This is a genomic window from Halomonas sp. C22, from assembly GCF_007655045.1.
GTDB classification, from domain to species: domain Bacteria; phylum Pseudomonadota; class Gammaproteobacteria; order Pseudomonadales; family Halomonadaceae; genus Vreelandella; species Vreelandella hamiltonii.
On sequence record NZ_VBVC01000009.1, the window covers coordinates 60563 to 85487 of the forward strand.

The 24925-nt window shown below is 62.4% G+C and carries 22 protein-coding genes; 9 read left to right on the forward strand and 13 right to left on the reverse strand.

Translation table 11 applies throughout. The annotated features are described in order from the left end of the window. Nucleotides 1-46 precede the first annotated feature (46 nt). Genes FEU76_RS15325 through FEU76_RS15340 form a run of 4 tightly spaced genes read left to right on the forward strand, consistent with a single transcriptional unit; the run spans nt 47 to nt 3744 of the window. Nucleotides 47-1426, forward strand: coding sequence for an MFS transporter (locus tag FEU76_RS15325; RefSeq protein ID WP_144984149.1), 1380 nt, complete (start codon nt 47-49; stop codon nt 1424-1426). A gap of 41 nt (nt 1427-1467) precedes the next feature. Then, complete coding sequence (gene ssb, locus FEU76_RS15330; protein WP_039180763.1) at nt 1468-2067, forward strand: single-stranded DNA-binding protein; 600 nt, start codon at nt 1468-1470, stop codon at nt 2065-2067. Nucleotides 2068-2125: 58 nt separating this feature from the next. Continuing rightward, nucleotides 2126-3022, forward strand: coding sequence for a sugar nucleotide-binding protein (locus FEU76_RS15335; RefSeq protein ID WP_039180760.1), 897 nt, complete (start codon nt 2126-2128; stop codon nt 3020-3022). Continuing rightward, nucleotides 3019-3744 (forward strand): lysophospholipid acyltransferase family protein, encoded by a 726-nt coding sequence (locus tag FEU76_RS15340; RefSeq protein ID WP_144984152.1) that lies wholly within the window; start codon nt 3019-3021, stop codon nt 3742-3744. The genes FEU76_RS15335 and FEU76_RS15340 overlap by 4 nt, the downstream gene beginning before the upstream one ends. A gap of 103 nt (nt 3745-3847) precedes the next feature. On the opposite strand, the gene fabB is transcribed toward FEU76_RS15340, so the two are convergent. Together fabB and fabA are read right to left on the reverse strand one after the other, a co-directional pair. Next, nucleotides 3848-5065 (reverse strand): beta-ketoacyl-ACP synthase I, encoded by a 1218-nt coding sequence (gene fabB / locus FEU76_RS15345; protein WP_039180755.1) that lies wholly within the window; start codon nt 5063-5065, stop codon nt 3848-3850. Between the two features lie 12 nt (nt 5066-5077). Next, entirely contained in the window at nt 5078-5593 is a 516-nt protein-coding gene (gene fabA, locus FEU76_RS15350; RefSeq protein ID WP_039180752.1) for a 3-hydroxyacyl-[acyl-carrier-protein] dehydratase FabA, read from the reverse strand. A gap of 277 nt (nt 5594-5870) precedes the next feature. Here fabA and FEU76_RS15355 point away from each other — a divergent pair, with 277 nt between their 5' ends. Continuing rightward, the gene (locus FEU76_RS15355) at nt 5871-7709 is read left to right on the forward strand and encodes a putative bifunctional diguanylate cyclase/phosphodiesterase (protein ID WP_144984155.1); all 1839 of its coding nucleotides are present in this window, start codon (nt 5871-5873) and stop codon (nt 7707-7709) included. Here FEU76_RS15355 and FEU76_RS15360 read toward each other — a convergent pair whose 3' ends face one another. The 9 genes from FEU76_RS15360 to FEU76_RS15400 form a co-directional block, all read right to left on the reverse strand. Continuing rightward, the gene (locus FEU76_RS15360) at nt 7710-8201 is read right to left on the reverse strand and encodes a DUF2878 domain-containing protein (RefSeq protein WP_144984220.1); all 492 of its coding nucleotides are present in this window, start codon (nt 8199-8201) and stop codon (nt 7710-7712) included. A gap of 46 nt (nt 8202-8247) precedes the next feature. Continuing rightward, nucleotides 8248-9516 (reverse strand): SAM-dependent methyltransferase, encoded by a 1269-nt coding sequence (locus FEU76_RS15365; protein ID WP_144984158.1) that lies wholly within the window; start codon nt 9514-9516, stop codon nt 8248-8250. Continuing rightward, complete coding sequence (locus FEU76_RS15370; RefSeq protein WP_039180742.1) at nt 9513-10277, reverse strand: DUF1365 domain-containing protein; 765 nt, start codon at nt 10275-10277, stop codon at nt 9513-9515. The genes FEU76_RS15365 and FEU76_RS15370 overlap by 4 nt, the downstream gene beginning before the upstream one ends. Next, nucleotides 10274-11623 carry an NAD(P)/FAD-dependent oxidoreductase gene (locus tag FEU76_RS15375; RefSeq protein WP_039180739.1) on the reverse strand — a complete coding sequence of 450 codons (1350 nt, stop codon included), beginning with the start codon at nt 11621-11623 and terminating at the stop codon, nt 10274-10276. Before FEU76_RS15375 ends, FEU76_RS15370 begins: the two co-directional genes overlap by 4 nt. Further along, nucleotides 11620-12405 (reverse strand): SDR family NAD(P)-dependent oxidoreductase, encoded by a 786-nt coding sequence (locus FEU76_RS15380; RefSeq protein WP_039180737.1) that lies wholly within the window; start codon nt 12403-12405, stop codon nt 11620-11622. Before FEU76_RS15380 ends, FEU76_RS15375 begins: the two co-directional genes overlap by 4 nt. A 58-nt stretch (nt 12406-12463) precedes the next feature. Next, nucleotides 12464-12901 carry a nuclear transport factor 2 family protein gene (locus tag FEU76_RS15385; protein ID WP_144984161.1) on the reverse strand — a complete coding sequence of 146 codons (438 nt, stop codon included), beginning with the start codon at nt 12899-12901 and terminating at the stop codon, nt 12464-12466. Between the two features lie 89 nt (nt 12902-12990). Next, nucleotides 12991-14403 (reverse strand): deoxyribodipyrimidine photo-lyase, encoded by a 1413-nt coding sequence (gene phrB, locus FEU76_RS15390; protein WP_144984164.1) that lies wholly within the window; start codon nt 14401-14403, stop codon nt 12991-12993. Nucleotides 14404-14433: 30 nt separating this feature from the next. After that, on the reverse strand, nt 14434-15354 hold the full coding sequence (locus FEU76_RS15395; protein ID WP_186299159.1) for a MerR family transcriptional regulator: 921 nt from the start codon (nt 15352-15354) through the stop codon (nt 14434-14436). Nucleotides 15355-15593: 239 nt separating this feature from the next. Then, nucleotides 15594-16664, reverse strand: coding sequence for an NAD(P)/FAD-dependent oxidoreductase (locus tag FEU76_RS15400; RefSeq protein ID WP_144984167.1), 1071 nt, complete (start codon nt 16662-16664; stop codon nt 15594-15596). Between the two features lie 200 nt (nt 16665-16864). Between FEU76_RS15400 and FEU76_RS15405 the strand changes: the two genes are divergently transcribed. After that, complete coding sequence (locus tag FEU76_RS15405) at nt 16865-17767, forward strand: TIGR01777 family oxidoreductase (protein ID WP_144984170.1); 903 nt, start codon at nt 16865-16867, stop codon at nt 17765-17767. Nucleotides 17768-17797: 30 nt separating this feature from the next. Here FEU76_RS15405 and rapA read toward each other — a convergent pair whose 3' ends face one another. Then, a complete protein-coding gene (rapA, locus tag FEU76_RS15410) occupies nt 17798-20743 on the reverse strand; it encodes an RNA polymerase-associated protein RapA (RefSeq protein ID WP_144984173.1) in 2946 nt (981 codons plus the stop codon). Nucleotides 20744-20858: 115 nt separating this feature from the next. Continuing rightward, entirely contained in the window at nt 20859-21662 is an 804-nt protein-coding gene (locus tag FEU76_RS15415; protein WP_096923355.1) for a TlpA disulfide reductase family protein, read from the reverse strand. Nucleotides 21663-21729: 67 nt separating this feature from the next. Between FEU76_RS15415 and FEU76_RS15420 the strand changes: the two genes are divergently transcribed. From FEU76_RS15420 to FEU76_RS15430, 3 genes are all read left to right on the forward strand, one after another. After that, complete coding sequence (locus FEU76_RS15420; protein ID WP_144984176.1) at nt 21730-21966, forward strand: hypothetical protein; 237 nt, start codon at nt 21730-21732, stop codon at nt 21964-21966. Further along, nucleotides 21947-23512: a phospholipase D family protein gene (locus tag FEU76_RS15425; RefSeq protein ID WP_260851411.1), complete on the forward strand. Its 1566-nt coding sequence runs from the start codon at nt 21947-21949 to the stop codon at nt 23510-23512. The genes FEU76_RS15420 and FEU76_RS15425 overlap by 20 nt, the downstream gene beginning before the upstream one ends. A gap of 119 nt (nt 23513-23631) precedes the next feature. Further along, nucleotides 23632-24840: an ABC transporter substrate-binding protein gene (locus FEU76_RS15430; RefSeq protein ID WP_039180708.1), complete on the forward strand. Its 1209-nt coding sequence runs from the start codon at nt 23632-23634 to the stop codon at nt 24838-24840. Nucleotides 24841-24925 lie beyond the last annotated feature (85 nt).

Consider the following 24925-nt stretch of genomic DNA (forward strand, 5'->3'; position numbering starts at 1 on the left):
CGGTTATCTCAGGCCGTTCGGCCCACTTATCGTACACAAGGGTTCTATGCGCAAGGTTTCTGCACTGTTGCTGGCCACTGAGCGCCGAGCCATCAGCGGCTTGGCCGGTCTCTATGCATCACGCATGCTGGGACTCTTCATGGTACTGCCGGTGCTGGCCCTTTATGCCGACACCCTGGAAGGGGCGACGCCGCTTCTGGTTGGCCTGGCGCTCGGTGTGTATGGCCTGACTCAGGCGGTTCTGCAGATTCCGTTCGGGTTGCTGTCGGATCGGATCGGCCGGAAACGCGTGATCGCCATTGGCCTGCTGATCTTTGCCGCAGGCAGTATCGTGGCCGCCATGGCGGACACCATTGGTGGCGTGATCGTCGGGCGGGCGCTGCAGGGGAGTGGAGCCATTGCGGCGGCGATCATGGCGCTGCTGGCCGACCAGACCCGTGAGCAGGTGCGTACCGCTGCCATGGCCACCATCGGCCTCTCCATCGGTGTGTCCTTTGCCATTGCCATGGTGCTGGGGCCCTGGTTGGCATCATGGGGAGGACTGTCGAGCCTGTTCTGGTTCACGGCGCTGCTCACCCTGGTGGGCCTGCTGGTGCTGTGGCGCTGGGTGCCGCCAGCTCCCAGGCGTTTGCGACATCGCGATGTCGGGCTGGATCGCCAGCAATTCAAACGCGTCATTACCCGCCCAGACCTGTGGCGCCTGGACGTGTCGATCTTTGCCCTGCATCTGGTCCTCATGGCCATTTTTGTGGCCGTGCCGTTCAGGTTGCTGAACGCTGGAGTGGCGGTGGAGTACCATGGGCTGGCCTATCTGGCCATCATGGGACTGTCGTTTGTCGCCATGGTGCCGCTGGTGATCGTGGCCGAGAAACGCCAACGCATGAAGCTGATGTGCCTGCTGGCCATTGGTGCCATCGTGCTCAGCTTGGCGGCGCTTGGTCTACCGCTCTCCCAGGGGCAGGGGCTGTTTGTATGGCTGCTGGTGTTTTTTACCGGCTTCAATTTGCTGGAGGCCACCCTGCCGTCCATGCTGAGTAAACTGGCACCAGCCGGGGCAAAAGGCACCGCCATGGGCGTCTACTCCACCAGCCAGTTTCTGGGTGCGTTTCTAGGCGGTACTCTGGGCGGTTGGCTGGCGCACACCTGGGGGCTGGACGCGGTGTTCATCGGCTGCGCAGCGCTGGCGCTTGTCTGGTGGCTGGCCATGTGCGGCATGCCGTCACCGCCGCCGCTCTCCAGTGAGGTGGTGGCGCTGCATGATACCCAGCCCGATGCCATGGACCTGCTCATGGAGCACCTTGCCGATGTGGCCGGTGTCGAAGACGTCATGGTCGTGCCGGAAGAGCGCCTGGTGTATTTGAAAGTGAATCGCAAAGAGCTTGATCAGGCGGCACTCGCCCGATTGATTCCGCCACCGCGGTCCTGATCAATGAGAGACCATCACCGTATACGACAAGGAGCGACCTTATGGCGCGCGGTATTAACAAAGTCATTTTAATTGGTAATTTGGGCCAGGATCCGGAAGTGCGTTTCACTCCGTCCGGTACCGCAGTGGCCAACCTGAATCTGGCCACCTCCGACACCTGGATGGATCGCCAGAGCGGTCAGCGTCAGGAACGTACCGAATGGCATCGCGTGGTGCTGTTCAACAAAACGGCGGAAATTGCGCAGCAGTACCTGAAAAAAGGCTCCAAAGTCTATATCGAAGGTCGCCTGCAGACGCGCAAATGGCAGGATCAGAACGGTCAGGAACGCTACAGCACCGAAATCGTCGCCAACGACATGCAGATGCTGGATGGCCGCAGTGGTGACTACCAGGGGGGCGGTGCTCCGCAAGGTGGCTATGCCCAGCAAGCGCCGGCCCAGTCTGCGCCACCGCAGCAGCATTATCAGCAGCCACCGCAGCAGGCTCCTCAACAGGGTGGCTACGCTCCGCAACAGAATGCCGCGCCTCAGCGTGGCGGCGCGGCGCCTCAGCAGCAGCCTCCCGCGCATCAGCAAAACAGCAGCTACGGCGCTCCGGATCCGGGTAACTTCGACGACTTTGACGACGAAATTCCGTTCTGATCGTCATGCCCCGCGGGGTGCTGCCGCGATGCTATCGGGTTGAGAAAGAGGGTCTGTCTTGAAGCTGCTAATACTGAACGCAGGGCACTGCTTGAGCCTGGCGCTGGCCCGTGAGGCGAGTCGGCGCACGGACACCGAGCTGGTGATTGAACAGGGCTTGAGTGTTTCTCCGGATCAGCTCGCGGCCATCGCGCCCGATGCGGTGATCATTCCACCGCTGTCGCACCCGTTAAGCATGACGCCAGCGGATGTCTATGCCCATGCGGATGCGGTGGACCAGTGTGTCGATGCCTGCCAGGTGGCAGGCATCGCGCTGGTCTGGTGTGTGTCCGACCAGCTCTACGAAGAGGGATTCGAGATCCCGATCGACGAGCATGTCGTGCCCGCCCCGCGCGATGAGTGCTTGCGTCGCCTGGTGCAGACCGGTGACCGTATCCGCGCGGAGTATCACCGCCACCTGATCGTGCGGCTAGGGCCGCTGTTCGCCCTGGAAGGCAGCCATGCCTGGCTCAATGAAGTGATCGACAGCTTTGTGGCAGGCCAGCCCGTGCGTGCGGCAGAAGACGTGATTTTTTGTCCTACCTCGGCCGATGCCGTGGCCATGGCGCTGGTGGGGATGCTCCAGCAGCAAGCCTGCGGGGCCGATGCCTGGGGGGCGTATCACCTGGCAGGCACCGAGCCGGTCAGCGCTTTCACGTTTGCTTCCATGGTGCGTACCCAGTTGGCCACCCATCTCGAAGGGCGTGGCGAGGAGGTCGCATTGGGTGAGGTGCAAGCGTTGAACCACCATCACGATGCCAAGCTGCGGCGGGTACTGAACTGCCGCCGTGTCCTGGACGTCTTTGGGGTGCACCAGAAGCCCTGGCGATTGGAAGTCGGGCGAATGCTGGATGCCTGGTGCCTGACGCGCACCCAGCCGGAGGACGCAGGACCAGGAACAGGAGAGTCCGCTTGATGAATGTGGTACGCAGCCTGGTGTTCTATCTGGGCTATTTTTCAGCCATGCTGCTGATTGGTGTGCTGTTCTTGCCCGTGGCGCCGTTTCTTCCCCTGGCGGCGCGCTATCGTCTGTTGAACCTCTACAACTACTTCCTGATGGTCTGGTTTCGGCTGGCCTGTGGCGTACGATACGATATTCAAGGGCGTGACCATATTCCCGCGGGGCCCTGCGTCATTCAGGCCAACCATCAGTGTGAGTGGGAAACGCTGTTCCTGCAGGTCATGAAGCCGCCGGTCTGCACCGTGCTCAAACGAGAGCTGCTGCGCATTCCCGTATTTGGCTGGGGGCTGCGTTTGCTGCGTCCCATCAGCCTGGATCGCTCCAAGCCGGCACGGGCCATGAAGCAGGTGCTGACGCAGGGGGTGGAGCGTTTGAACAGTGGGCTCTCAGTGCTGATCTTTCCGGAAGGGACCCGTGTCGACCCAGGCGTTCGCAAGCGCTACAACAAAAGCGGTAGCGTGGTGGCCTGTCGTGCCGGTGTGCCGGTGCTGCCCGTTGCTCACAATGCCGGTGAGCGTTGGCCGGGGCGGCAGTGGGTCAAGCGTCCGGGTATCCTGCGTGTACGCATTGGTCCACCCATCGAGACCGCAGGGCGTACCCCGGATGAAGTATTGGCCGATGTGGAAGCCTGGATCGAAGGCCAGCTGAGTGAGATCTCCGAGGTGCCCAGGCCCTGAACGCCGGTGCCCTGAAGCCAGTGCCCTGGCAACCGGGGCACACACGCTGCACCAACACAAACGGCGCCCTTGGGCGCCGTTTGTGTTGGTCGTCGAGACCGGCTCAGCCGTTATAGCGCTGGAATACCAGGCAGGCGTTGGTGCCGCCAAAACCAAAGCTGTTGGACAGCACGCGGTCGATGGTGGCGTCATCGCGACGCTGTGTCACGATATCGAAGCCATCGGCTTGCTCGTCCAGGTGCTCGACATTGGCAGAGGCCGCCACGAAACGGTGCTGCATCATGAGCAGCGAGTAGATGGCCTCTTGCACGCCGGTGGCGCCCAGCGAGTGACCCGTCAGCGACTTGGTAGAGCTCATGGCGGGTGTCGTGTCGCCAAAGACGCTGCGAATCGCTTTCAATTCGGCAACATCACCCACGGGAGTCGACGTGCCGTGGGTGTTGATGTAGTCGATGCTGCCATCGACGGTCGCCATGGCCTGACGCATGCAGCGCATAGCGCCTTCGCCAGAAGGGGCGACCATGTCATGGCCATCGGAGGTGGCGCCGTAGCCGACCAGCTCGCCATAGATCTTGGCGCCGCGTGCCTTGGCATGCTCCAGCTCTTCCAGCACCAGCATGCCGCCGCCGCCCGCGATGACGAAGCCATCACGTGCCTGATCATAGGGGCGAGAAGCGTGCTCAGGAGTGTCGTTATAGTGCGTCGACAAGGCCCCCATGGCATCGAAAAGGCACGATAACGTCCAGTGTTCTTCTTCACCGCCGCCCGCAAACACGACGTCCTGCTTGCCTAGCTGAATCTGCTCCATGGCGCTGCCGATACAGTGAGCCGAGGTGGCGCAGGCAGAGGAGATGGAGTAGTTGATGCCCTTGATCTTGAACGGCGTGGCCAGACACGCCGAGACCGTGCTGCCCATGGTACGGGTGACCCGGTAAGGACCGACGCGACGCAGGCCTTTTTCGCGCATGACGTCGGCGGCTTCTACCTGGTTGGCGCTGGAGGCACCGCCCGAGCCTGCGATGAGGCCGGTTCGCTCGTTGGAAACCTGCGCTTCGGTCAGGCCTGAATCTTCGATGGCTTGTGCCATGGAGACATAGGCATAGGCCGCTGCATCACCCATGAAGCGGCGCAGCTTGCGGTCGATCAATGCGTCCAGGTCGATATCGACGCTGCCGGCCACGTGGCTTCTGAAGCCGCGCTCGGCATACTCTTCCTTGAAACGAATACCGCTACGCCCGCTCTTGAGCGCGTCCAGGACCTGTTGCTGGTCGTTGCCCAGGCATGACACGATGCCAAGGCCGGTGACTACCACTCGTCGCATGGAAGCCTCCTGTTAAAAATTCGCAGTGGAGGTGAATAGGCCAACGCGCAGGTCATTAGCCTGGTAGATGTCGCGCCCGTCAACGGATACGGTGCCATCGGCAATACCCAGAATGAGCCGACGGGTAATGATGCGCTTCACGTTGATCCGGTACGTTACCTTTTTCGCATCGGGCAGAATTTGCCCGCTGAACTTGACTTCGCCACAGCCCAGGGCACGGCCCCGGCCAGGGTGACCCAGCCAACCGAGGTAGAAACCGACCAGCTGCCACATGGCATCCAGGCCCAGGCAGCCGGGCATGACCGGGTCGCCGGGGAAGTGGCAGTCAAAGAACCACAGGTCAGGGGTGATATCCAGCTCGGCGATCAGTTCGCCCTTGCCGTGCTCACCGCCCTCTTCATGGATGTGAATGATGCGGTCAAGCATCAGCATGTTGGGGGCAGGCAGCTGTGCGTTGCCAGGGCCAAACAGCTCGCCGCGTGAGCAGGCCAGCAGTTCTTCGCGATCAAAGGAATGTTGCTTGGTCACTGAATCGTTCCGAAAGTCAAAAATGGTGGTTGCGCCTAGTCTACTTCCCGAAACCGCTGAATGCACGCCGCAGGCGTCTTATCCTGTGTTTTTAAGGCGCATGGTGACTGCCAATGACGACCATGGTCGCGTACGGATGCGGCACTCCATGCGCGAAATTGTCTAATCAACGGATGATTCACGTAATATGATCTACCCAAGCGTGGGGTAAGGCGGCATGATGTCATGCATACCGTTGCCGACGTAGTGACTGCTGAATAGGACAACAAAAAACGCCATGTGGCTGCCTGTCTCGATGAATCGTCCTTTGGTCTGGGTGGCGCTGACTGCGCTGCCTGCCTGTGTCTGGATCCCGGATGCCGCGCTGCGCATGGTCGCGGCCAGCCTGGTCTCGCTGGGCTTGTGGGATGCCTGGAATCAGGTGCGTCAGCAGCGCCTTCGTTTGCGTCTTTCCCTGGATGCCATGGGATTGGCGGGAGACGCGATCGTGATTAGCGATGTTCAGAATCGCGTGTTGATGGTCAATCCCGCCTTTACCGACATTACTGGCTACGAAAGCCAGGAAATGGTCGGTCGCAAGCTGGAAACCCTCGCCGCACCGCGCCACGACAAAGCCTTCTATCAGAATTTCTGGAGTACGCTGAAGGCCACTGGACGTTGGGAAGGCGAAATGTGGAACCGCCGCAAGCATGGCGACGAATACCCCGAATGGCTGAAGGTGCGTGCCGTCACCGACCGCCGCGGCAGCATCACCCATTTCATCAGTCTGTTTACCGATATTTCGGCGCAGAAGGCCCGCGAGCGCGACCTGCGCCGCATCGGTTATGAAGACCCCCTGACCGGACTGCCCAATCGCCGCCGCCTGCATGACCTGATGGCCTCTCGGTTGCGTCACCTGCGCGCCGGAGAGAGCCTGGATATTGCGCTGATCGATATAGACGGTTTGAAGTCGGTCAACGACAGCCTGGGCGTAGAGCAGGGAGACCGCCTGCTGGCACGCTTTGCGCAACGGTTGACCAGTTACATGGCGGGCAGTGTCGTGGGTCGGCTGGGCGGCGATGAGTTCATGGTCATCCGGACCACCACCTTCGATGACCATGACAAGTGGGTCATGACGTTGCGCGACCATATGGGTCGCCCCTTTGAAATCAACGACCAGTCGCTGCGCCTGGGGCTCACCATCGGTAGCTGCCGGGCACCCGAAGATGGCCGTGATTCTGGCGTATTGTTCCAGCGTCTGGAGTCCGCGCTGTATAGCGCCAAACGGCTGGGGCGTAACCATAGCCAGCGTTTCCGACCGGCGCTCGACAAGCAGGACAACCCTCAACTGGCGTTGGTGAGTGACCTGCGCGCGGCGCTGATCTCGGGAGACCAGCTGGAGCTGCACTACCAGACCCAGCATCATCCCGGTACCGGCGAGCTGATGGGCATGGAAGCGCTGCTGCGTTGGCGCCACCCGCAAGACGGCATGATTTCACCAGGAGACTTCATCCCGTTGGCCGAGCGCCACGGCCTGATGGCTGAGCTGGGTAGTTGGGTCATCGAGAAAGCCTGCGCGCAGCAGGCCCATTGGCAGAACAGCGGCATGCCCAAGGTCACGGTGTGGATCAATATTTCGGCGTTGCAGCTGTTTCAGGGCGACCTGGAAACGCAGCTGGCAACCTGTCTGGAGCGTTATAAGCTGAAGCCTTCCCAGATCGGCCTGGAGCTGACCGAGTCGGTGCTGCTCGACGAGCGGGCCGGTGACATGGGGCCGCGTTTGCAGACGCTACGCGACCAAGGGTATGCCATTGCCATCGATGATTTCGGTACGGGCTATTCGTCGCTGGGTTACCTGAAGCGGCTGCCGGTAGACAAGATCAAACTGGATCGTGCCTTCATTCGCGAGCTGCCGCATGATCAGGCCGATGCCGCCATCGTCACGGCAGTCCTGGCCATGGCGGCGGGGATGAAGCTCGAAGTCGTCGCCGAAGGCGTCGAAACGCAAGAGCAGTGCCAGTTCCTGATCAAGGCGGGCTGCACCTTGGTGCAAGGGTTCTATTTTGCCAAACCACTCTCTGCCGCTGAGCTGGAGCAGCGCTGGGTACCGCTGCCTTTGGCGGAAGGGGCCAACTGATCAGCCCACGATATCGGCACGATAGCGGCGCATGTAAGTGCTGATGCCCCAGCAGAGCGCCCCCCAGGCAACCGCCTGAGCAGGCAGTAGCCAGGGAGCCAGGGTGACGCCTGCCAAGGCCGCCCCGCCCAAGTAGGAAAGTGGCCCGCTGACGGCGCCGCAGGCCGCTGCTATCAGCGGATAGCGCCATAGCCAGGCCAGCGAATGAAAGACCAGCGTGGCAAACATCGGCCACAGCATCCATAGCCATACAGGCAAGAGTCCGGCGATCAGCGTATCGTCATGAAAGTCGAAGCCGCCCGCCAAGTGAAAACCGCCATCCAGTATTAGCCCCAGCAGCGCAAATACGGCAATGAAGCGCCACTCTCCAGGGCGCGCACAGCGCCATGCGTGCCAGCTCAGCAATGCGGCACCCGTCGCGGCGGCCACCCACGAGCCACCCAGCACGCAGAGTAGCCAACCCGCTTCGAAACGCAGGGCGTTGAACAGCATGCCACGCAGCGAGCCCGAAGGCTTGAAAGGCCGTTTGGTCGCCAACTTAGAGCGCTCCGGTCAGCGGCAGCGGTTTGGCGGCGGGCTTGGCGAGCAGCAAATGGCACGTGCCGATGGAGCGCTCGATGAAACCGCCTTCGCAGTAGCAAAGATAGTAGCGCCACATGCGGATGAAGTGTTCGTCATAGCCTTGCAGTCTTACCTGGTCCAGGTGGGCTTCAAAGCGGTGCCGCCATTCGCGCAAGGTGCGCGCGTAATGGGGGCCAATCTCGTCCAGTGCGATGACGTTCAGCGAGGTCTTGCGCGTCAGGCTGGAGAGCATGGCATGGTGAGAGGGCAGGAAACCGCCCGGAAAGATGTAGCGTTTGATGAAGTCCATGTCGCGCTTGGCCTCCTCGAAGCGCTGGTCGCGAATGGTGATGGCCTGCAGCATGGCCTGGCCGGTGTCGGTCAGCAGACTGTCGATCTTGGCGAGGTAAGTATCCAGATACTGATGGCCGACGGCTTCGATCATTTCCACGGAAATCAGCCGATCAAAGCGCCCCGTCAGTTCGCGGTAGTCCTGCTTCAGCAGGGTGATACGGTCTTCCAGCCCCTCTTCCTGGATGCGGCGGGCCGTATGGGCATGCTGCTCTTCGGAGATGGTGGTGGTGGTGACTCGGCAGCCGCGTGTCTTGGCGGCATGGATCGCCAGCCCGCCCCAGCCAGTGCCGATTTCCAGCAGATGGTGCTCTGGCTGCACGTCCAGCTTTTCGAGCATCAGGTCGAGCTTGTAGGTAGAGGCCTCTTCCAGGCTGGCTTCCGGGTAGGGGAAGACGGCACTGGAGTACATCCAGTGGCGTTGGTCCAGAAAAGTGGCAAACAGATCATTGCCAATATCGTAATGCGCGGCAATGTTGCGTTTGGAGCCGGTCACGCTATTGCGCTGGAAGCGATAGGCCAGGCCCAGCACCCAGCGGGTAAAGCGTGCGCTGCCATTTTCCATCTTGCCGTTGACCTGCTCCAGGTTGGCAGCAAACAGACGTACCAGCGCCACCAGGTCGTCGGCATCCCAGTCGCCATCCATATAGGATTCGGCCGCGCCGACGGTGCCACCAAAGGCAAGCCGCTTCCAGGCGCGGGAGTGGCGAATCACCACGGTGACCTGCAAGGGCCCCGCCTGCCCCAGATGGTGGCACTCACTGCCCTCGATGAGCGTGATTCGACCGCCTTGAAAGGCATCCAGCTGTGCCATCAGCCGCGGCTTCAGCCAGCGCGTGAAGCGGTCCTGCTGGGTGGGTTGGCTATTGGGTGGTGTCGTACGCAGGGTCGTCATTTTGAAGTCTCCTTGCGCTTAGGGTGGTTATAAACGGGGACGCGCTTCAGCCACAGGCGTAGCGCTTCAAAATGGATTCCCGCGACCGTTTTCAGACTCATCCAAGGCTGCCTTGCCAACGTGGACAGCAGTACGCCGCGGGTAGCGGGCGCTGCCTCGAGCGTGAGCGTTGCGTCAAAATGGCGCTGCTCCTGCTGCCAGTTCTCCATGTGTAAATACAGTTGCTGCTCTGGCGTATTGAATTTCCAGCGGTACGTCATCTCCATGGGGTTGAAGGGAGAGACGTGCATGGCCTTGTCGAATTGGGCGTGATGACTGTGTCGCTCTGGCATGACCTGGCAGGCATAGCGGATACGCTCACGCCAGGGCATGTTGGTGACCTCCCCCAAGACGGCGCTCAGGCGCTCCTGCAGGTCGTAGACGTAATAGACGGAAATGGGGTTGAAGGAGGTCCCCAGCGTGCGCAGCTGTGTCAGCATGCAGATACGTCCCTGTGGCGCACTGCCCAGCTGGCGGGTCAGCTCCTCGCGTACGGCGGTTTTCAATGGCAGGTGAACAGGCTCCAGATAGTCCTCCCGGCGAAAGCGCGCCAGAGCGGGGCCTCGGGCACTGAAGCCAGGCACGCCGTCAAACAGGGTGGGCAGCTCGTCCAGATCCAGCCATGCCATCCATACCTGATAGCTGAAGGCGTGGTGCTTGGGCGTGAAACGGCGATGCCGCAACGTGCCACGATAAATGCGCGAGCGAGGTGCGGCGATCATCCCAGCCCATCTCCGGTGCTGCCAGGGGTCAGTTCGTGGGCAGGCAGGGCGGCAGGCGCGGTGGGCGGCGGCAGGGCTTCGTCACAGCCCAGCGCTTGAGCGACACGCAGTGCGCTCCATACCCCATCCTCGTGGAAACCGTTGCGCCAGTAGGCGCCGCAAAAGTGGGTGCGGCGGGCGACGGAGGAAATCTCGTCGTGGCGCATCTGGGCTGCTTGTCCGGCCAGGGTGAACTGCGGGTGGGCATAGGTATAGCGCCCGAGCACCTTGCCGGGGTCGATGCTGTCGCTATCGTTCAGCGTGACGCAAAACGTGGTGTCTGCCTGTAACCGCTGCAGGATATTCATGTTGTAGGTGACCGAGACGCGCTCATCGGCGCCGCGGCCATCCAGCCGATAGTTCCAGCTGGCCCAGGCGCGCTGACGCCGGGGCAGTAACCGAGTGTCGGTATGCAGCACCACCTCGTTGTCCTGATACGGCATGGCGGACAGAATCTCGCGCTCTTCCGGGGTCGGGTCGGCCAGCATGGCCAGCGCCTGGTCGGCGTGACAGGCAATCACCACCTGGTCGAAATGTTCCTCACCAGCTGCCGTGGTCAAGGTGACGCCTGCGCCGCTGCGGGTGATCTGCCGTACCGGTGTGTTGAGGCGAATGCGCGATGCATAAGGGGCGGTCAGCCGTGGAATGTACTGCCGAGAGCCGCCCACCAGCGTGTACCACTGGGGGCGATGGTTCACCGACAGCAAGCCATGGTTACGGAAAAAACGCACGAAAAAGGTCAGCGGAAAGGCCCGCAGGTCGCCAATGCTGGCGGACCAGATGGCCGCTCCCATCGGCAGCAGGTAACGACGTTGAAACGCACTGCCGTAACCATGGCTGTCCAGATACTCCCCCAGCGTCATGTCGGCAGGCAGGCGTTTGCTTTCCAGGTCAGCGGTGGCCTGTTTGTTGAAGCGCAGAATATCGCGGAGCAGGCGATAAAAAGAGGGGTTGAGCAGGTTGCGTCGCTGGGCAAACAGGGAGGCCAGCGTGTGCCCGTTGTATTCGAAATCCACCGCCGTCTCATGCACCGAAAAACTCATCTCGGTGGCTTGGCTGGCGACGCCCAGGGTCTCCAGCAAGCGTTGAAAATGCGGGTAGGTCCAATCGTTGAACACGATGAATCCCGTGTCGATGGCGTAAGGCGTGCCCTCGACGTCGACATCCATGGTGGCCGTGTGGCCCCCCAGGCGGCTATCGGCTTCGAAGAGCGTCACCTCGTGCTGAGCCGAGAGATACCAGCCCGCGGCCATGCCGCTGATACCGCTGCCGATCACGGCAATGCGCTGTGATGCCATACCGCTCATGGTTGCTCCTCGGTTTGCCGCGTCATGCGCAGGCCGATCGTTCGTCGTAGTGCCGGTGGCAGAATGCCCAGCAGTTTCACCAGATAGGTAAAGCGGCGAGGGAAATGGATGTCCAGCCGCCCCTTGACCAGCCCATCGATGATGGCACTGGCCGCCTCTTCCGCGCTGACCTGCATGGGCATGGGGAAGTCGTTGCGATCCGTGAGAGGGGTCTTCACGAACCCTGGGTGGATGATGCTGACATCGATGCCTTCCTGATGCAGATCCAGACGCAGCGATTCCAGAAAATAGCTGACGGCCGCCTTGGAAGCACCGTAAGCCTCGGCACGTGGCAGCGGCAGGTAGGCCGATGCGCTCGACGTGGCGGCCAGCCTGGCGGGTTTGCCCTCATGCCGAGCCGCACGCAGCAGTGGCAAGGCCGCTTCGATGCCATACAGCGTGCCGAACAGATTGGGTTTGAATACCCGCTCGATCAGCGCCATGTCGAAGTGGCGAGCGTCCACATATTCACAGGTGCCGGCATTGAACAGGGCGAGATCCAGCGCGCCCAGCCATTCGCCTATCTGCTTGCCCGCCGCGAGAACGGCCTGCTGGTCGCTGATATCCAGCGCCAAGGGGTAGGCGTGTGGCGCGCCTTGGCAGAGCGCTTCCAGCGCCTGCTGATTGCGGGCACTGACGACCACATGATGGCCTTCGCCGATCAAGCGTTTGGCCAGCGCTTCACCAATGCCGGACGTGGCGCCGGTCAGCCAGATACGTTGGGGCGTTTTCCATGTGCTCATCCTGCTACTCCTTTGGCCCAGTGAGCACGCCATGTGCGTGCGGCTTGGCAACCTTGTGTCAATCCTGCTCCAGACGCCTCTTCAGCCAGCGGATGACGCGTCCCATGAGCGGCAGATGTTCATACAGCATGGCACCAGCATCGAAGTAGTCACGGTGGCGTAACACTTTTCCACGATTGTCGAAGGTCAGGGCGCTACACCCATCGACCTGAATGGGTCGGCCGCCGGCAAGGCGAGGGTGAACGAACTCCATGGTCCATGTGACAAACGCCTGGTCACCTTGAATCTGCTGCGTGTGATAAGTGAACTGGCAACGCGATACGTTCTCGTACATGGTGGCGAAGTAGCGTTCCAGTGCTTGCCTGCCCTCAATGTGATGGAGCGGATCGTTGAAAACAACTTCTTCAGTATATACCTCGTATAGTTTTTCTGTACAGGTATTGTCTAGCTTATTGAAGAAGGCGCAAAAATGCGCCAAGGCCTGTTCGTTGTGCATGACGAATTCCTTGTTGAGTAACGGTGCCACGTGAGGGAACAGAGATGTCGGCGGCGAGAGCCGCCGACAGAGGCAAGTGTTTATCTAGCCTACTTCGACAAGGCCTTGAAGGCGTCCAGGGCACGTTGACGGGCTGCCTTGTGGTCGACGATGGGGGAGGGGTAGTCCACCGGGTTCAGCATGTCCTGTGGTGGCGCATGACGCGCCTTGGCGGGCAAGGAAGCCAGTTCTGGTAGCCAGTGGGCGATGAAGGCGCCTTCAGGGTCGAAACGCGTCGACTGGGTGGTAGGATTGAAGATGCGAAAGTACGGGGCTGCGTCCGTACCCGTGGAGGCCGCCCACTGCCAGCCACCGTTGTTGGCGCAAAATTCGCCATCGACCAGATGGCGCATGAAGAACGCTTCTCCCCGCCGCCAGTCGATCAGCAGATGCTTGCTCAAGAACATGGCGGTGATCATGCGCAGTCGGTTGTGCATCCAGCCGGTCGTCACCAATTGGCGCATGGCCGCATCCACGATGGGGTAGCCGGTACGCCCTTCGCACCATGCCGCAAACCCCTCATCGTCATCACGCCAGGCCAGATCGCGCGTGTGCTCCTGAAAGGGTTGATAGCGGCATACCTGCGGAAAGCCCACCGCGACATGCTGGTAGAACTCCCGCCAGATCAGTTCGTTCACCCAGGTCGTGAGTCCGGCATCCCCGTCTGCCAGGTGGCCGTCGTTTTCGCTCATCACGGCTTGCAGGCACTGGCGATGAGAGATCATGCCCAGCGCCAGATAAGGGGAAAGTCCACTGGTGCCACTGACGCCAGGGAAGTCGCGCTGTTGCTGGTAGTAGCGGCCCCGGAAGCGCAAAAAGCGCTCCAGGTGATCGCTGGCCGCGTTTTCGCCCGCAGGCCATTGGCGGCCATCCACGGGGGAGTCCTCGAACTCGGGGAGGGCGGGCAGTGGGTCGCTGGGCAGATCCAGAGGCGACTGCGCCTGAGGCGTATCGCGTAGTGCCAGCTGCTCCTGAGTTACCTGCTTGTGCCACGCCTTGGCGAAGGGGGTGAAGACGCCATAGTAATCGCCCTTGCCGGTCAGCAGGCTGCCTGGGGCAAAGGCAATGGCATCGTGGTGGCCCTGTGCCGTCATGCCCGCGTGTTTGAAGGCTTCCAGAACGGCCTGGTCGCGGCGCTGTTCGTTCAGCGGGTACTCGTAATTGAAGTGCAGCTGCTGAACGCCGTGTTCCTGAGCCAGCGCGAGCAGTACGCTGGGTGCGTCATCGAAACTGTCGATATCCCGATGCAGCAGCGGGATATTGAGGCCGGTCAAGGACTCCTTGAAGGCGCGAACACCGCGTGCCCAGAAGTCGAGCTTGTTGGCGCCATGCCCATGGGCACGCCACTGTTCGATACTGCGCAGGAAGACGGCGACCACCGGGCCTTTGGCGGCGGCCGCCGCCAGGGCGGAGTTATCGTGAACACGCAGGTCGCTGCGTAGCCAAACCAACTGCAGATCCATGAACACTCCTGTTGCGTGGCCTGTCGGGCGCTAGAGAATGCCTGATTCGCGTAGCAGCGGTCGCAAACGCGCCACGGCTTGAGGCAGGTCATCGCCCAGCATGTGGACCGGGCCGTCGCGCAGCTCTGTTTCACGCAGTCGGGCGACTTCGCCGCACACGCCGATCGGTACGCCCAAACGCTCGGCCGCCTTGGGCAGGTCGACCCGAATGTAGTGGTCGTTTTCGCGCTGACCGCTGGAGAGCAGCACCATGGAAGAGTGCAAGCGCGACACCGCCTGGGGCAGGTCTTCCAGCGCCAGCGAATGGTCGAGCAGCTGTACACGGTAGCCCTGTTCGCTGGCCATCAGCGCACACATCAACACCCACAAGGGGCCTGGGTCGTCGGGCATGGCGGTCAGCAGCAGCAGCGGGCCGCGGGTAGCCTGGTTGGCATAGTGCAGGCGAATGCCCACCTGGCTGCGCAGGAAGGACTCGAAGGTGCGCCGCACCAGGTCGTCCGGCTGAGCGGCCCATTTGGCTTCCAGGCTCAAGATGACCGGTTGCCAGAGCTCGTTGATGGCCACGCTGAGCGGGTAGAGCGCCAGACTTTGGTGGTACAGCGCCTCGAGCCGCGGCAGGTCGACCGCCTCGATGATGGCTTGCAGCTGCTGCCGCTGGCTGGCCCAGTCGCCGGCATCCGGCGCGGGGGTTTCCACGGTTTCCGGCTGGTCCAGCAGGTCGGCGACCTGACTGACCGGCACGCCACGGTTCAGCCATTGCAGAATACGCTCGATGCGACTGATGTCATCCTGTGCGTAAAGCCGGTGTCCTTTGGGAGTACGTTGCGGACGAATCAAGCCGTAGCGTCGCTCCCAGGCGCGCAGGGTGACCGAGTTCACACCCGTCAGACGGGAAACTTCCCGAATCGGATAGAGCGGAGTATCGGGTGGGTGGGTCGCCTTGTTGCTCATGGGCGCCATTGCCTCTTGGTTGCCTGCAATGGGTATTGCAGGGGTCTGTCTGTAATTGCCGTGGCGGTAGTTCGGTGCCGGGTCGGCGGTATGCCACTCATTCGGGGCGTGTCGCTACGTCGATGAGCCGATAATCGCTGAGATAGCGTCACGCTATTATAGGCACCTTTGTACAACTTGTGGCGGCTAGGTACAACCTCTGTGGCTTCCATGCTCCTGTACTCCTGTCGTGGTATTCATTAGACCGACCGGCCTATTAAGGCCCTGCCCAGCCCATTGCCGGATAACCAGGCATCCTCGACGCGGCTGCCTTTCCAGCTGTCGCCGCATAGTGCGATACCCTGCTGGCTGTACAGGTATTCCTGTCCGTTTGGCTTGGCGGGTTGGGCGTATCGCCAGCGATGGGCGCCCAGCTCTATCAATTCGGGAATCGATGCCGCAGGAACGGGCAAGCATTCCAGAAAGGCCTCTAGCAGTTGCTGGGCCGCGTCCTCTGGCGTCAGCTCGATATGCGCGTCGCTCCAGTCCAGTTGAGCAAGGAGGCTCAGGCTTTCGGGCTGTTCTTCACGCCCCGGCTTGGTGTGGTTTCGGGAGACGAGGCGTAGTTTGGGGTGCTGCGCATGCAGGCTTTGCCAGTGTTCGGCAATGCCCGAAGGCGCGGGTAGCGGCGCCGCAAAAATGGCCCAGGCGGCCCAGCAAGCGCGCTGTGGGAGAGCCTCGCAGGCGGTGCTCAGCTCGGGAGCCCATTGGCCGATCAGCTCGCTGGCCTGGGGCGGTGGCGCCGTGATCACGACGCGGCTGAAGGGCCCATGATGGTTTCCTGCAGCGTCTTTCAAATGCCATTCGCCATCCGTCACCCGCTCGAGCGCGACGATACGCGTTTCCGAATGGAAGTCCGTGTGTGCATGAAGAGTGATGGCATCTATCAGATAGCGAGTCAGCGCACTCATGCGCGGAGCCCCGGCATAGCGCAACTGACCGTCATCGTGTGTTTGCCAACCGGATGCACTAGCCTGATAGGTACACGTCGGCCAAGGGGCCACGCAGCCTGCGTGCTGCCACTGGGTGAGCTGTCGAGCGAATTCGGCATCGCGCACGGTAAAAGCCTGAGCGCCCAGATCAAGCGTCGCCGCTGGGCGGCCCTTGCTGGACATGCGGCCGCCCGGCCCTCGCGCCTTGTCGAACAGGCTGACCGTCACGCCGTGCTGTGCCAACAGATGAGCACAGGCGAGCCCTGCCATGCCTGCGCCGATGATGGCCACGGCGTCACGCGAGGTAAGAGCAGGGGGAGCGGAAATGGATTCAGGCATGGCGGCTCACGGAAGCGATGACGTGTCGAAAGATAATTCTATTGTAGCAGTTGTGTATAGATATCGTACAATTTAAAAAGTTGCAATACGGATGGTCGACTCGCCCGCTGCGCACAGCGACGGCGTTTTGCCATAGGTGATGGATAGATCATGGATAGGTGATGGAGTGCAGGGACTATCCAGCTTCAGGAGGGAATACCATGCGAGTACTGATTACCGGCGGTAGCGGGTTCGTGGGACAGCGTCTGTGCCCACAGCTGATTGCCCAAGGGCACGACGTGCAGGTGGTGTCGCGCACGCCCCACAAGGTACGCGGAAAGCTGCCCCCCGAGTGTGATATCCGTGACAGCGCGCAGGCATTTATCGATACGCCCCCCGATGCGCTGGTGAACCTGGCAGGGGAGTCGATAGCCGCCAAACGTTGGAGCGCCGAGCAAAAGGAGCGGCTGATTCGCTCGCGGGTCGACAGCACCCAGCAGCTGGTGGCGCTGTGCGAGCAGTTGGCGGCCAACGGTCAGCCGCTGCCTGCGGTCCTGGTCAGTGGCTCGGCCATGGGGTATTACGGCGATCAGGGCAGCAAGGTCGTGGATGAGGCTACTCAGCCCCACGATGAGTTTGCCCATCGGCTGTGTGCCCAGTGGGAAGCCGCTGCCAAGCCGGTGGAGGCTTTGGGGGTTCGGTTGGCCATTCTGCGCATAGGCCTGGTGCTGGAGGCAGGCGGCGGCACCCTGCAAAAAATGGTGCCGCCTTTCAAGCTAGGGCTGGGTGGGCGGTTCGGCGATGGTCAGCAGTTCATGCCCTGGGTCCATCGAGACGACCTGGTAGCCGCCATCATCTTCTTGATCAACGGGTCTGGTTTGTCGGGTGCTTTCAACGGCAGCGCACCGCATCCGGTGACCAATGCCGAGTTCACCCAGACGCTGGCCAGGCAGCTGCATCGTCCCGCCATTTTCCCGGTACCTGCCTTCGTGTTGAAGGCAGGCTTTGGCGAGATGTCACAGCTGCTGTTGAGCGGCGCGGACATGCGACCGGCACGACTGCTCGAGGAGGGATTCAGCTTTCAGTACCCGACGCTATCGAAAGCGCTGGCGGCCATTTTCTAGCCGCCAGCAAGCCGCTGGGCTAGGCGTTCGCTAGGCGTGCGGGTCCACGGTGATGATGACCCGCACCGAGTCGAGCCGCAGGCGAGTGTTTTCGATGGCATCGCTGAGCGCCTGACGCTCCTGCTTGAGGGCTTCCAGCTCCTCGCTGCGCACCGCCGGGTTGTGCTCTGCCAGCGCCGTCAGGCGGGCCAGCTCGGCATCCAGCTGAGCACGCATGCGCGTTTCGGCGGCTTCCACGATGCTGGGCAGCTCCCGCTCGGCCTCGCTCTCCCCCTGGGTCAGCAGGTCACGCAGCTGGTCATGACGGCTCTTGATCAGGTCACGGGCCAGCGACTTGTTGACCTTCTGCAGATTTTTGCCCAGCCCGGTAAAGGAGATCTTGCTGGTCAGATTGGCCCCTGACTCATCCAGCAGTACCCGGACGGCCGTGGGGGGCAAAAAGCGGTTCAGGTGCAGCGCTTTAGGCGCCGGGCAGTGGGTGCGGAAGATCAGCTCGGCCATCAGTCGTCCGCTGGGAATGGCCGGATGGCGCAGCAGCGCCAGGGCAGTATTGCCCATGGTGCCATCCAGAATGCGTCCCATCATCTCGCGCAGCAGCGGGTGCTCCCAGGAGAGGCGTTGCACGTCATCCCGCGCCAGGGCCTGGGCACGGCTGTAGGTGGCAGAGAAGCCCTCTTCCCCTTTGACCAGACCCGGCAGCCCGTCCAGCATGTGCTGGCTGGGCTGCAGGTGCAGCAGGCCATTGCCAATTTCCTGGCTATCGACTCCGAAGATATCCAGCGCACGCTCCACGTAGCGGGGCAGCGCCGGGTCTTCATCCAACTCACGTACCGCATCAATGACCTGTTGCGCCTGGGCCGGGCGGCAGGCGTTCAGCTCCAGCAACCGGTTGCGGCCCGCGTCGCGCTCGGCCAGTTTGGCGGTGAACATTGCGTGGGTTTCGTCGATGATCTCGGTGAGCGCTTCATCGTCGAGCAGCGCATCGGCCAGCGCGTCGCCAAAGGCGTCGAACAGGTCGCTGCCAATACCGTGGGGGGCGCTGAAAGCGGCCATGCCTTCGTCGTACCAGCGCTGCAGCCGCTCCCCCGGGCTGCCGATGAAGCTGGGCACGTGCAGCTCGATGGCGTGGCGTTGGCCAATCCGGTCGAGGCGGCCAATCCGCTGCTCCAGCTGGTCCGGGTGTTGGGGCATGTCGAACATCACCAGATGACGACAGAACTGGAAGTTGCGGCCTTCGGAGCCGATTTCGGAGCACACCAGCACTTGGCAGCCATCTTCCTCGTCGGCGAAGGCGGCGGCGGCGCGGTCGCGCTCCACCAGCGACAGCCCTTCGTGGAAGACCGGTGCCTGGTAGCCGCCCAGCACACGCAGGCCTTCGGCCAGCCCTTCGGCGGTCTCGCGGTGGTGGGCAATGACCAGCACCTTGTCGTTGGCAAAACCGTCTTCGCTGTCGTCGCTGAGCTTTTCCAGCAGCCAGTTGACCCGGGGGTCGATATGCCACCAGGGTTCACCGTTCAGCGGATCATTGCTCAGCTCGCGGTACATGGCATCCGGGTAGATCAGTACGTCCGGGTGGTCCATTCCGGTTTCGATCAGCAGCTCGTCCAGATAGTCCTCGTCACGCTCCAGGCGGCGCAGCACTCGGCGATAGGCGGAGGGCAGCTCCAGCTTGGTCAGGTGCAGCCGCCGCTCCGGGAAGCCGCCCACGTGGCGTCGGCTGTTGCGGAACATGACGCGCCCGGTGCCGTGACGGTCGAGCAGCGCATCGCGCAGTTGGGCACGGGCCGCGTCCTGCTGTTCAGAGCTGGCCTCGGCGTTGCACAGCGTCGCCAGCAGGGCCTGGCTGTCGCGGTCGTCGGCGATGGTGGCCACGCGCTCGCGGGCGCTGGGTGTCTGGGGAAGTTCTTCCAGCGCATCGATGGCGCTGGCCACGGCGACGTAGTGCTGCTCTTCGTCCTTGAAGCGCTCGATGTCGTGGTAGCGCTCCGGGTCCAGCAGGCGTAGCCGCGCAAAGTGGCTCTCCTGGCCCATCTGCTCGGGGGTGGCGGTGAGCAGCAGCAGGCCGGGGATCTCGGCGGCCAGCTGCTCCACGCACAGGTAGCCGGGGCCGCTGGTCTCCGGGTGCCAATCCAGGTGATGCGCCTCGTCGACGATCAGCAGGTCGAAACGGCTGGCCAGGGCCTGTTCCTGACGGTGACGATTGGCAAACAGCCAGCCCTGGCTGGCCAGCACCAGCTGGGCGCTCTCGAACGGATTGGCGCTGCCGTGGGCCTGGCTCTGATGCTCGTCGAGCAGCGTGACGGTCAGCGAGAAGCGGCGCAACAGCTCCACCAGCCACTGGTGGGTCAGGCTGTCGGGTACCAGAATCAGCGCGCGCTCTACGCGGCCTGCTAACAGCAGGCGGTGGAGGATCAAGCCTGCTTCAATGGTCTTGCCAAGTCCCACTTCATCGGCCAGCAGCACCCTGGGGGCGTGGCGGCGTGCGACTTCGTCGGCGATATAGAGCTGGTGGGGAATCAGGTCGATGCGCGGCCCGGCAAACCCCAGGGCGCTGTGCTGTTCGATACGCTGAAAGTGATGCAGGGTACGAAAACGCAGGTCGAACCAGTCGTTGCGATCGACCTGGCCGGTCAGCAGGCGGTCACGGGCCTGGTCGAACTGCATGGTGTCGGCCAGGCGTGCTTCGGGCAGTTCGCGCAGGTTGCCGTCGCTGTCTTCACCGATATAGGTGATCAGGCCACGGCTCTCTTTGCTGTCGTCCACGATCATCTGCCAGCCGTCGGCTGACAGGACCCGGTCACCGCTGCCGAACATGACTCGGGTGAGGGGCGCCTGGCGGGTGTTGTAGGTGCGGGTTTCCTGGCTGGCACTGAACAAGATGGTAACGCTACGGGCGTCGCAGTTAAGCACGGTGCCAAGCCCAAGCTCGGCCTCACCGTCGCTAATCCAGCGCTGGCCGGGAGAAAAATCGCTCATGATGCCTCGAGGAAGTCGTCAAAATCGGGTCGCTCGCCACCGGGAATGGGCCTCGGTGGCAGACAGGGCGGGGGATTCTAACGCAAAGCAGCGAGGGGATTAAGGGCTATCATGGTCAATCGTTCAGCCAGCGCTCCAGGTGAGCGCGGGTGAGTTCACCGACGTGCACGTCCAGTGTTTGCCCCTGGGCGTCGAACAATACGGTCGTGGGCAGGCCGGGGGCTGCGAATTCGGCCATCAGCAGCTGCCGAGGGTCGCGCAGTGCATGACGAAACACCAGCTGCTGTTCATCCAGGTAGCGCACGATGGGCAACAGGTCTTCGCCCTGGTTGACCACCACCACGCTGACCCCCTCCATCTGGTCTGCGGCTTCCAGCAACGGCATTTCGCGGAGGCAGGGCGGGCACCAGGTGGCCCACAGGTTGACCATCAGCAGGTCACCTTGCGCATCGAGGGAGGCCAAATTCACCGGGTTGCCGTCCAGGTCTTCCAGGGTGATGTCCGGCACGGACGCCACCGCAAAGGAGGGTCCCAGCGGCGCCAGGGTGACCAGAACCAGCCAGAGGCTGGCGGCACCTACGGTCATGGCCAGGCCGCCGAGCATGGCCAGCAGCCGTTCACGCAGTGCCCAGGCGGTCCATACAAGGCCCGCCACCATGCCACCAAGGGCATTGAAACCTGGCTGCCACAGCTTGAGGGCATCCAGCGGCGCCTGACTGTAGCTCTCCCAGTGTAGAATGACGAACACGGCACGAGCGCCGACCAGCCATACCAGCAGCAAGCCGTTGAACCAGCGCGTGTGCTGCTGGGCACTCAGCCCCAGCAGGTAGCGGCTGCTCACCAGCAGCATGAGCGCCACACCCAGGGCGTAGAGGCGTGGCGTCGAGATCAGCAGTGGGCCAAGTGCAATGGCATTCATCAGTTTGTCCGTTAAGCAGTTACACTGATTCACCATATCATGCATGCAACACATCACGGAGAGGTCGATGTCGCAAACTTCCTTTGACCGCCTGCGCGCCCTGGCAATTGGCTCTCAGGCGCTGGGGCTAACGCTCATTATCACCCTGGAGACCGTGATGGGTGACGCCGCGCGGCCCTGGCAGGGGGGCGTGCTGGCGGCCATGGTGGGCGTGGCGCTGACCATTGCCACGCTGCGCTGGTATCGGGCCAAGCGCCGTCAGAAGCAGCACGCGGAAGCTGCGCGTGACCGCCAAGATGGTTAACGCCGGGTGGGACATGCGCAATGCGTGGCTGTTACTGCTCTGCAGCCTGCTGGTGGGGTGCACCCACGCCGTGGTGCGTGACCACCATAGTGCGCTTTCGCTCAGCGACGCCCGCGAGACCTGGCTGGGCCTCCAGGTGGCGCAGGCCATGGCGGAACAGACGGCACCAGACGGTTTTGCGCTGCTGGCCAATGGCCAGGAGGCCTTCGCCGTGCGGGCAGGGCTGATCAGCCAGGCGCAGCGGGAGTTGAACATTCAGACCTACCTGCTGGGCGATGGGCAAACCACGCGGCTGGTGCTGTCGCGCCTGATGGAGGCCGCCGAACAGGGCGTGCGTGTACGCCTGCTGGTCGATGATATCGGGGCGGTGGGGCAAGGCGACCGCCTGGCGGCCTTGGCCAGCCATCCCAATATCCATGTGCGGGTATACAACCCGCTGCCGATGGGGCGCGGCCATCTGGTCACCCGGGTGCTCGCATCGGCGGTCAATCCCGGCCAGCAGCATCGGCGCATGCACAACAAGCTGTGGATTGCCGATAACAGCGTGGCTATCGTCGGCGGGCGTAATCTGGGCGATGAGTACTTCGATGCCAATGACGCGCGCAACTTTGCCGACCTGGATGTGGTGACGATAGGTGATGTGGTGCCTGCGCTGTCGGAAAGCTTCGATCTTTACTGGAACCATGGCCTGTCCCAACCCATCGAGCGCTATCACCAGGCTGACGCCTCTGCCTGGCAAGCGCTGAAGGTGTCGCTGGACGAGTGGCTGGAGGAGCATGCCGACTCCTCTTACTTCACCGGTTTGCGTCAGCAGCCTCGCCAGGCGCCGCCGTGGGAAACCCTGCACTGGGGGGAAGGGCTGGCGCTATGGGATGCCCCTGGCAAACTGGCTCAGGCTGGCGCACCAGACTGGCAGGACACCCTGTTGGGCGATCTGACCCAGGCCACCCATCTCGATGAGCGACTGGTACTGATCTCGGCCTATTTCGTGCCCACCGAGCGGGGGGTGAGGCGCCTGGTCGAGCTGTCGGAGCAGGGGGTCGAGGTCGATATCATCACCAACTCTCTGGAATCCACCGACGCGGCCGTGGTGCATGGCCCTTATGCGCCATGGCGGGCGACCCTGCTGGAGAGCGGTGTCAGCCTCTATGAAATGCGGCCTGAACAGGAGGGCGGTGCAGGCGCGGAGCGCGAGGAGATGCGCGTGCCAGGGGCCTCTGCCTCGGCGCTGCATATCAAGGCCATCCTGTTTGATGATCAGCTGTTCGTCGGTTCGTTCAACGTGGACCCGCGTTCGGTGCTGTGGAATACCGAAGTCGGCGTGCTGATGCGCAGTGCGTCGCTGGTGGATGCTTTCGACACGTTGGTGAGCGTGGGTCAGGACCCGGCGATCAGCTATCAGGTGCGGCTGGATGAGCAAGGGCAGCTGGTCTGGCAGTGGCAGCAGGAAGGGCAGCTGGCGGTGCTGAGCGAAGAGCCCGGAGGCTGGTGGCGACACTTCAATGCCTGGATCAGTCGTGTGCTGCGCCTGGAAAAGTGGTTATAAGCACTTCATCATGAAGCGTTGGAAAGCGTTGCTTGTGTTTTTGGCGTTCCGGTTCCAGATTAAGGGGAGCCTCGTGCCGGAGAGTCGAGGCACTCAACACACTGGGAGCGACCAATAACATGATCAACAAGCGCGCATTAGCCACCGCCATTGCGGCCTCTACCATGGCCCTGACAGGGGTGGCCCAGGCGGAAGTCAAAGTGGGCTTCCTGGGCGGCTTTACCGGGGGGATCGAAAGCCTGACGCCGCCTATTTTCGAGGGGGCCAAGCTCGCCGTTGCCCAGATCAACGAACAGGGGGGCGTGCTGGGCGGCCAGACGCTGGTCATGCCGTCAGGGGATACGACCTGTTCGGATGCATCGGCCGCGTCCAACGCCGCCGACCGTATGGTCAATACTGAAAACGTCACCGCCATCGTCGGCGCGCTGTGCACCGGGGCCACGATTGCTGCGGCCAATAACGCGGCCATCCCCGGCGGCGTGATGATGGTGTCTCCGGCCTCCACCGCGCCTGCGGTGTCCGAGCTGAACGATAACGACCTGGTGTTCCGTACCGTGCCGTCCGACGCCTTCCAGGGCGAAATGCTGGCCAAACTGCTGCTGGACAAGGGCATCGACTACGTCGCCGTCACGTTCGTGAACAACGACTATGGCCGTGGCCTTTCTGACGCCTTCAGCGCGGCCTTCACGGCGGGCGGTGGCGAAGTGGCCGAAAATCTGGCCCACGAAGACAACCGTGCCGACTACCGCTCCGAACTGGGCTCCCTCTCCGCCAGTGGCGCCGACACCCTGGTCGTGCTGGCCTATGCCGACACCTCTGGCCAGACCGTGCTGCGTCAAGCCTATGAGAGTGGCATGTTCACCCAGTACGTGGGTGCCGACGGCATGGTAGGAGACAGCCTGGTGCAGGCGATTGGTGCCGATGTCCTCGATGGCATGATCGCCACGCGCCCCGGTAGCCCGGAGCTGCCCGGCACGGAACTGTTCAATAGCGCCGCCGAAGCCGCGGGCATCGACCCCAGCGCGGTGTTTGCCGCCCAGGCGTACGATGCGGCTTTCCTGATTGCCCTGGCCATCGAGCAGAACGGCAGCGCCGAGCGTGAAGGATTGTCGGAAGCGCTGCGCAGCGTTTCCAGCGCGCCGGGTGAAGTGATTCTGCCGGGCGAATGGGAAAAAGCGGTGGCGCTGATTGCCGAAGGCACCGAGATCAACTACGAAGGCGCTTCCGGCTCTCATGAGTTCGACGAGAACGGCGATGTGCCCGGCGTGGTGGTCGAGATGGTGGTCGAGAACGGCACCTTCACCACCAAGGGGTTGGTAGAGCCATAACCCTGGACGCAGTACTGGTCCACTGACCGCCCACAAACGAATGCCCGGCCATGATTGGCCGGGCATTTTGCATTGTGGTGAGTGT

Excerpts from the sequence above, each read along its gene's own strand:
- FEU76_RS15395 (WP_186299159.1), bottom strand. The coding sequence starts at position 15,354 with ATGAGCAACAAGGCGACCCACCCACCCGATACTCCGCTCTATCCGATT.
- phrB (WP_144984164.1), bottom strand. The coding sequence starts at position 14,403 with ATGGATCTGCAGTTGGTTTGGCTACGCAGCGACCTGCGTGTTCACGAT.
- FEU76_RS15430 (WP_039180708.1), top strand. The coding sequence starts at position 23,632 with ATGATCAACAAGCGCGCATTAGCCACCGCCATTGCGGCCTCTACCATG.
- ssb (WP_039180763.1), top strand. The coding sequence starts at position 1,468 with ATGGCGCGCGGTATTAACAAAGTCATTTTAATTGGTAATTTGGGCCAG.
- FEU76_RS15380 (WP_039180737.1), bottom strand. The coding sequence starts at position 12,405 with ATGAGCACATGGAAAACGCCCCAACGTATCTGGCTGACCGGCGCCACG.
- FEU76_RS15385 (WP_144984161.1), bottom strand. The coding sequence starts at position 12,901 with ATGCACAACGAACAGGCCTTGGCGCATTTTTGCGCCTTCTTCAATAAG.
- FEU76_RS15375 (WP_039180739.1), bottom strand. The coding sequence starts at position 11,623 with ATGAGCGGTATGGCATCACAGCGCATTGCCGTGATCGGCAGCGGTATC.
- FEU76_RS15415 (WP_096923355.1), bottom strand. The coding sequence starts at position 21,662 with ATGAATGCCATTGCACTTGGCCCACTGCTGATCTCGACGCCACGCCTC.
- FEU76_RS15325 (WP_144984149.1), top strand. The coding sequence starts at position 47 with ATGCGCAAGGTTTCTGCACTGTTGCTGGCCACTGAGCGCCGAGCCATC.
- FEU76_RS15400 (WP_144984167.1), bottom strand. The coding sequence starts at position 16,664 with ATGCCTGAATCCATTTCCGCTCCCCCTGCTCTTACCTCGCGTGACGCC.
- FEU76_RS15360 (WP_144984220.1), bottom strand. The coding sequence starts at position 8,201 with ATGCTGTTCAACGCCCTGCGTTTCGAAGCGGGTTGGCTACTCTGCGTG.
- rapA (WP_144984173.1), bottom strand. The coding sequence starts at position 20,743 with ATGAGCGATTTTTCTCCCGGCCAGCGCTGGATTAGCGACGGTGAGGCC.
- FEU76_RS15370 (WP_039180742.1), bottom strand. The coding sequence starts at position 10,277 with ATGATCGCCGCACCTCGCTCGCGCATTTATCGTGGCACGTTGCGGCAT.
- FEU76_RS15355 (WP_144984155.1), top strand. The coding sequence starts at position 5,871 with ATGTGGCTGCCTGTCTCGATGAATCGTCCTTTGGTCTGGGTGGCGCTG.
- FEU76_RS15420 (WP_144984176.1), top strand. The coding sequence starts at position 21,730 with ATGTCGCAAACTTCCTTTGACCGCCTGCGCGCCCTGGCAATTGGCTCT.
- FEU76_RS15365 (WP_144984158.1), bottom strand. The coding sequence starts at position 9,516 with ATGACGACCCTGCGTACGACACCACCCAATAGCCAACCCACCCAGCAG.
- fabB (WP_039180755.1), bottom strand. The coding sequence starts at position 5,065 with ATGCGACGAGTGGTAGTCACCGGCCTTGGCATCGTGTCATGCCTGGGC.
- FEU76_RS15405 (WP_144984170.1), top strand. The coding sequence starts at position 16,865 with ATGCGAGTACTGATTACCGGCGGTAGCGGGTTCGTGGGACAGCGTCTG.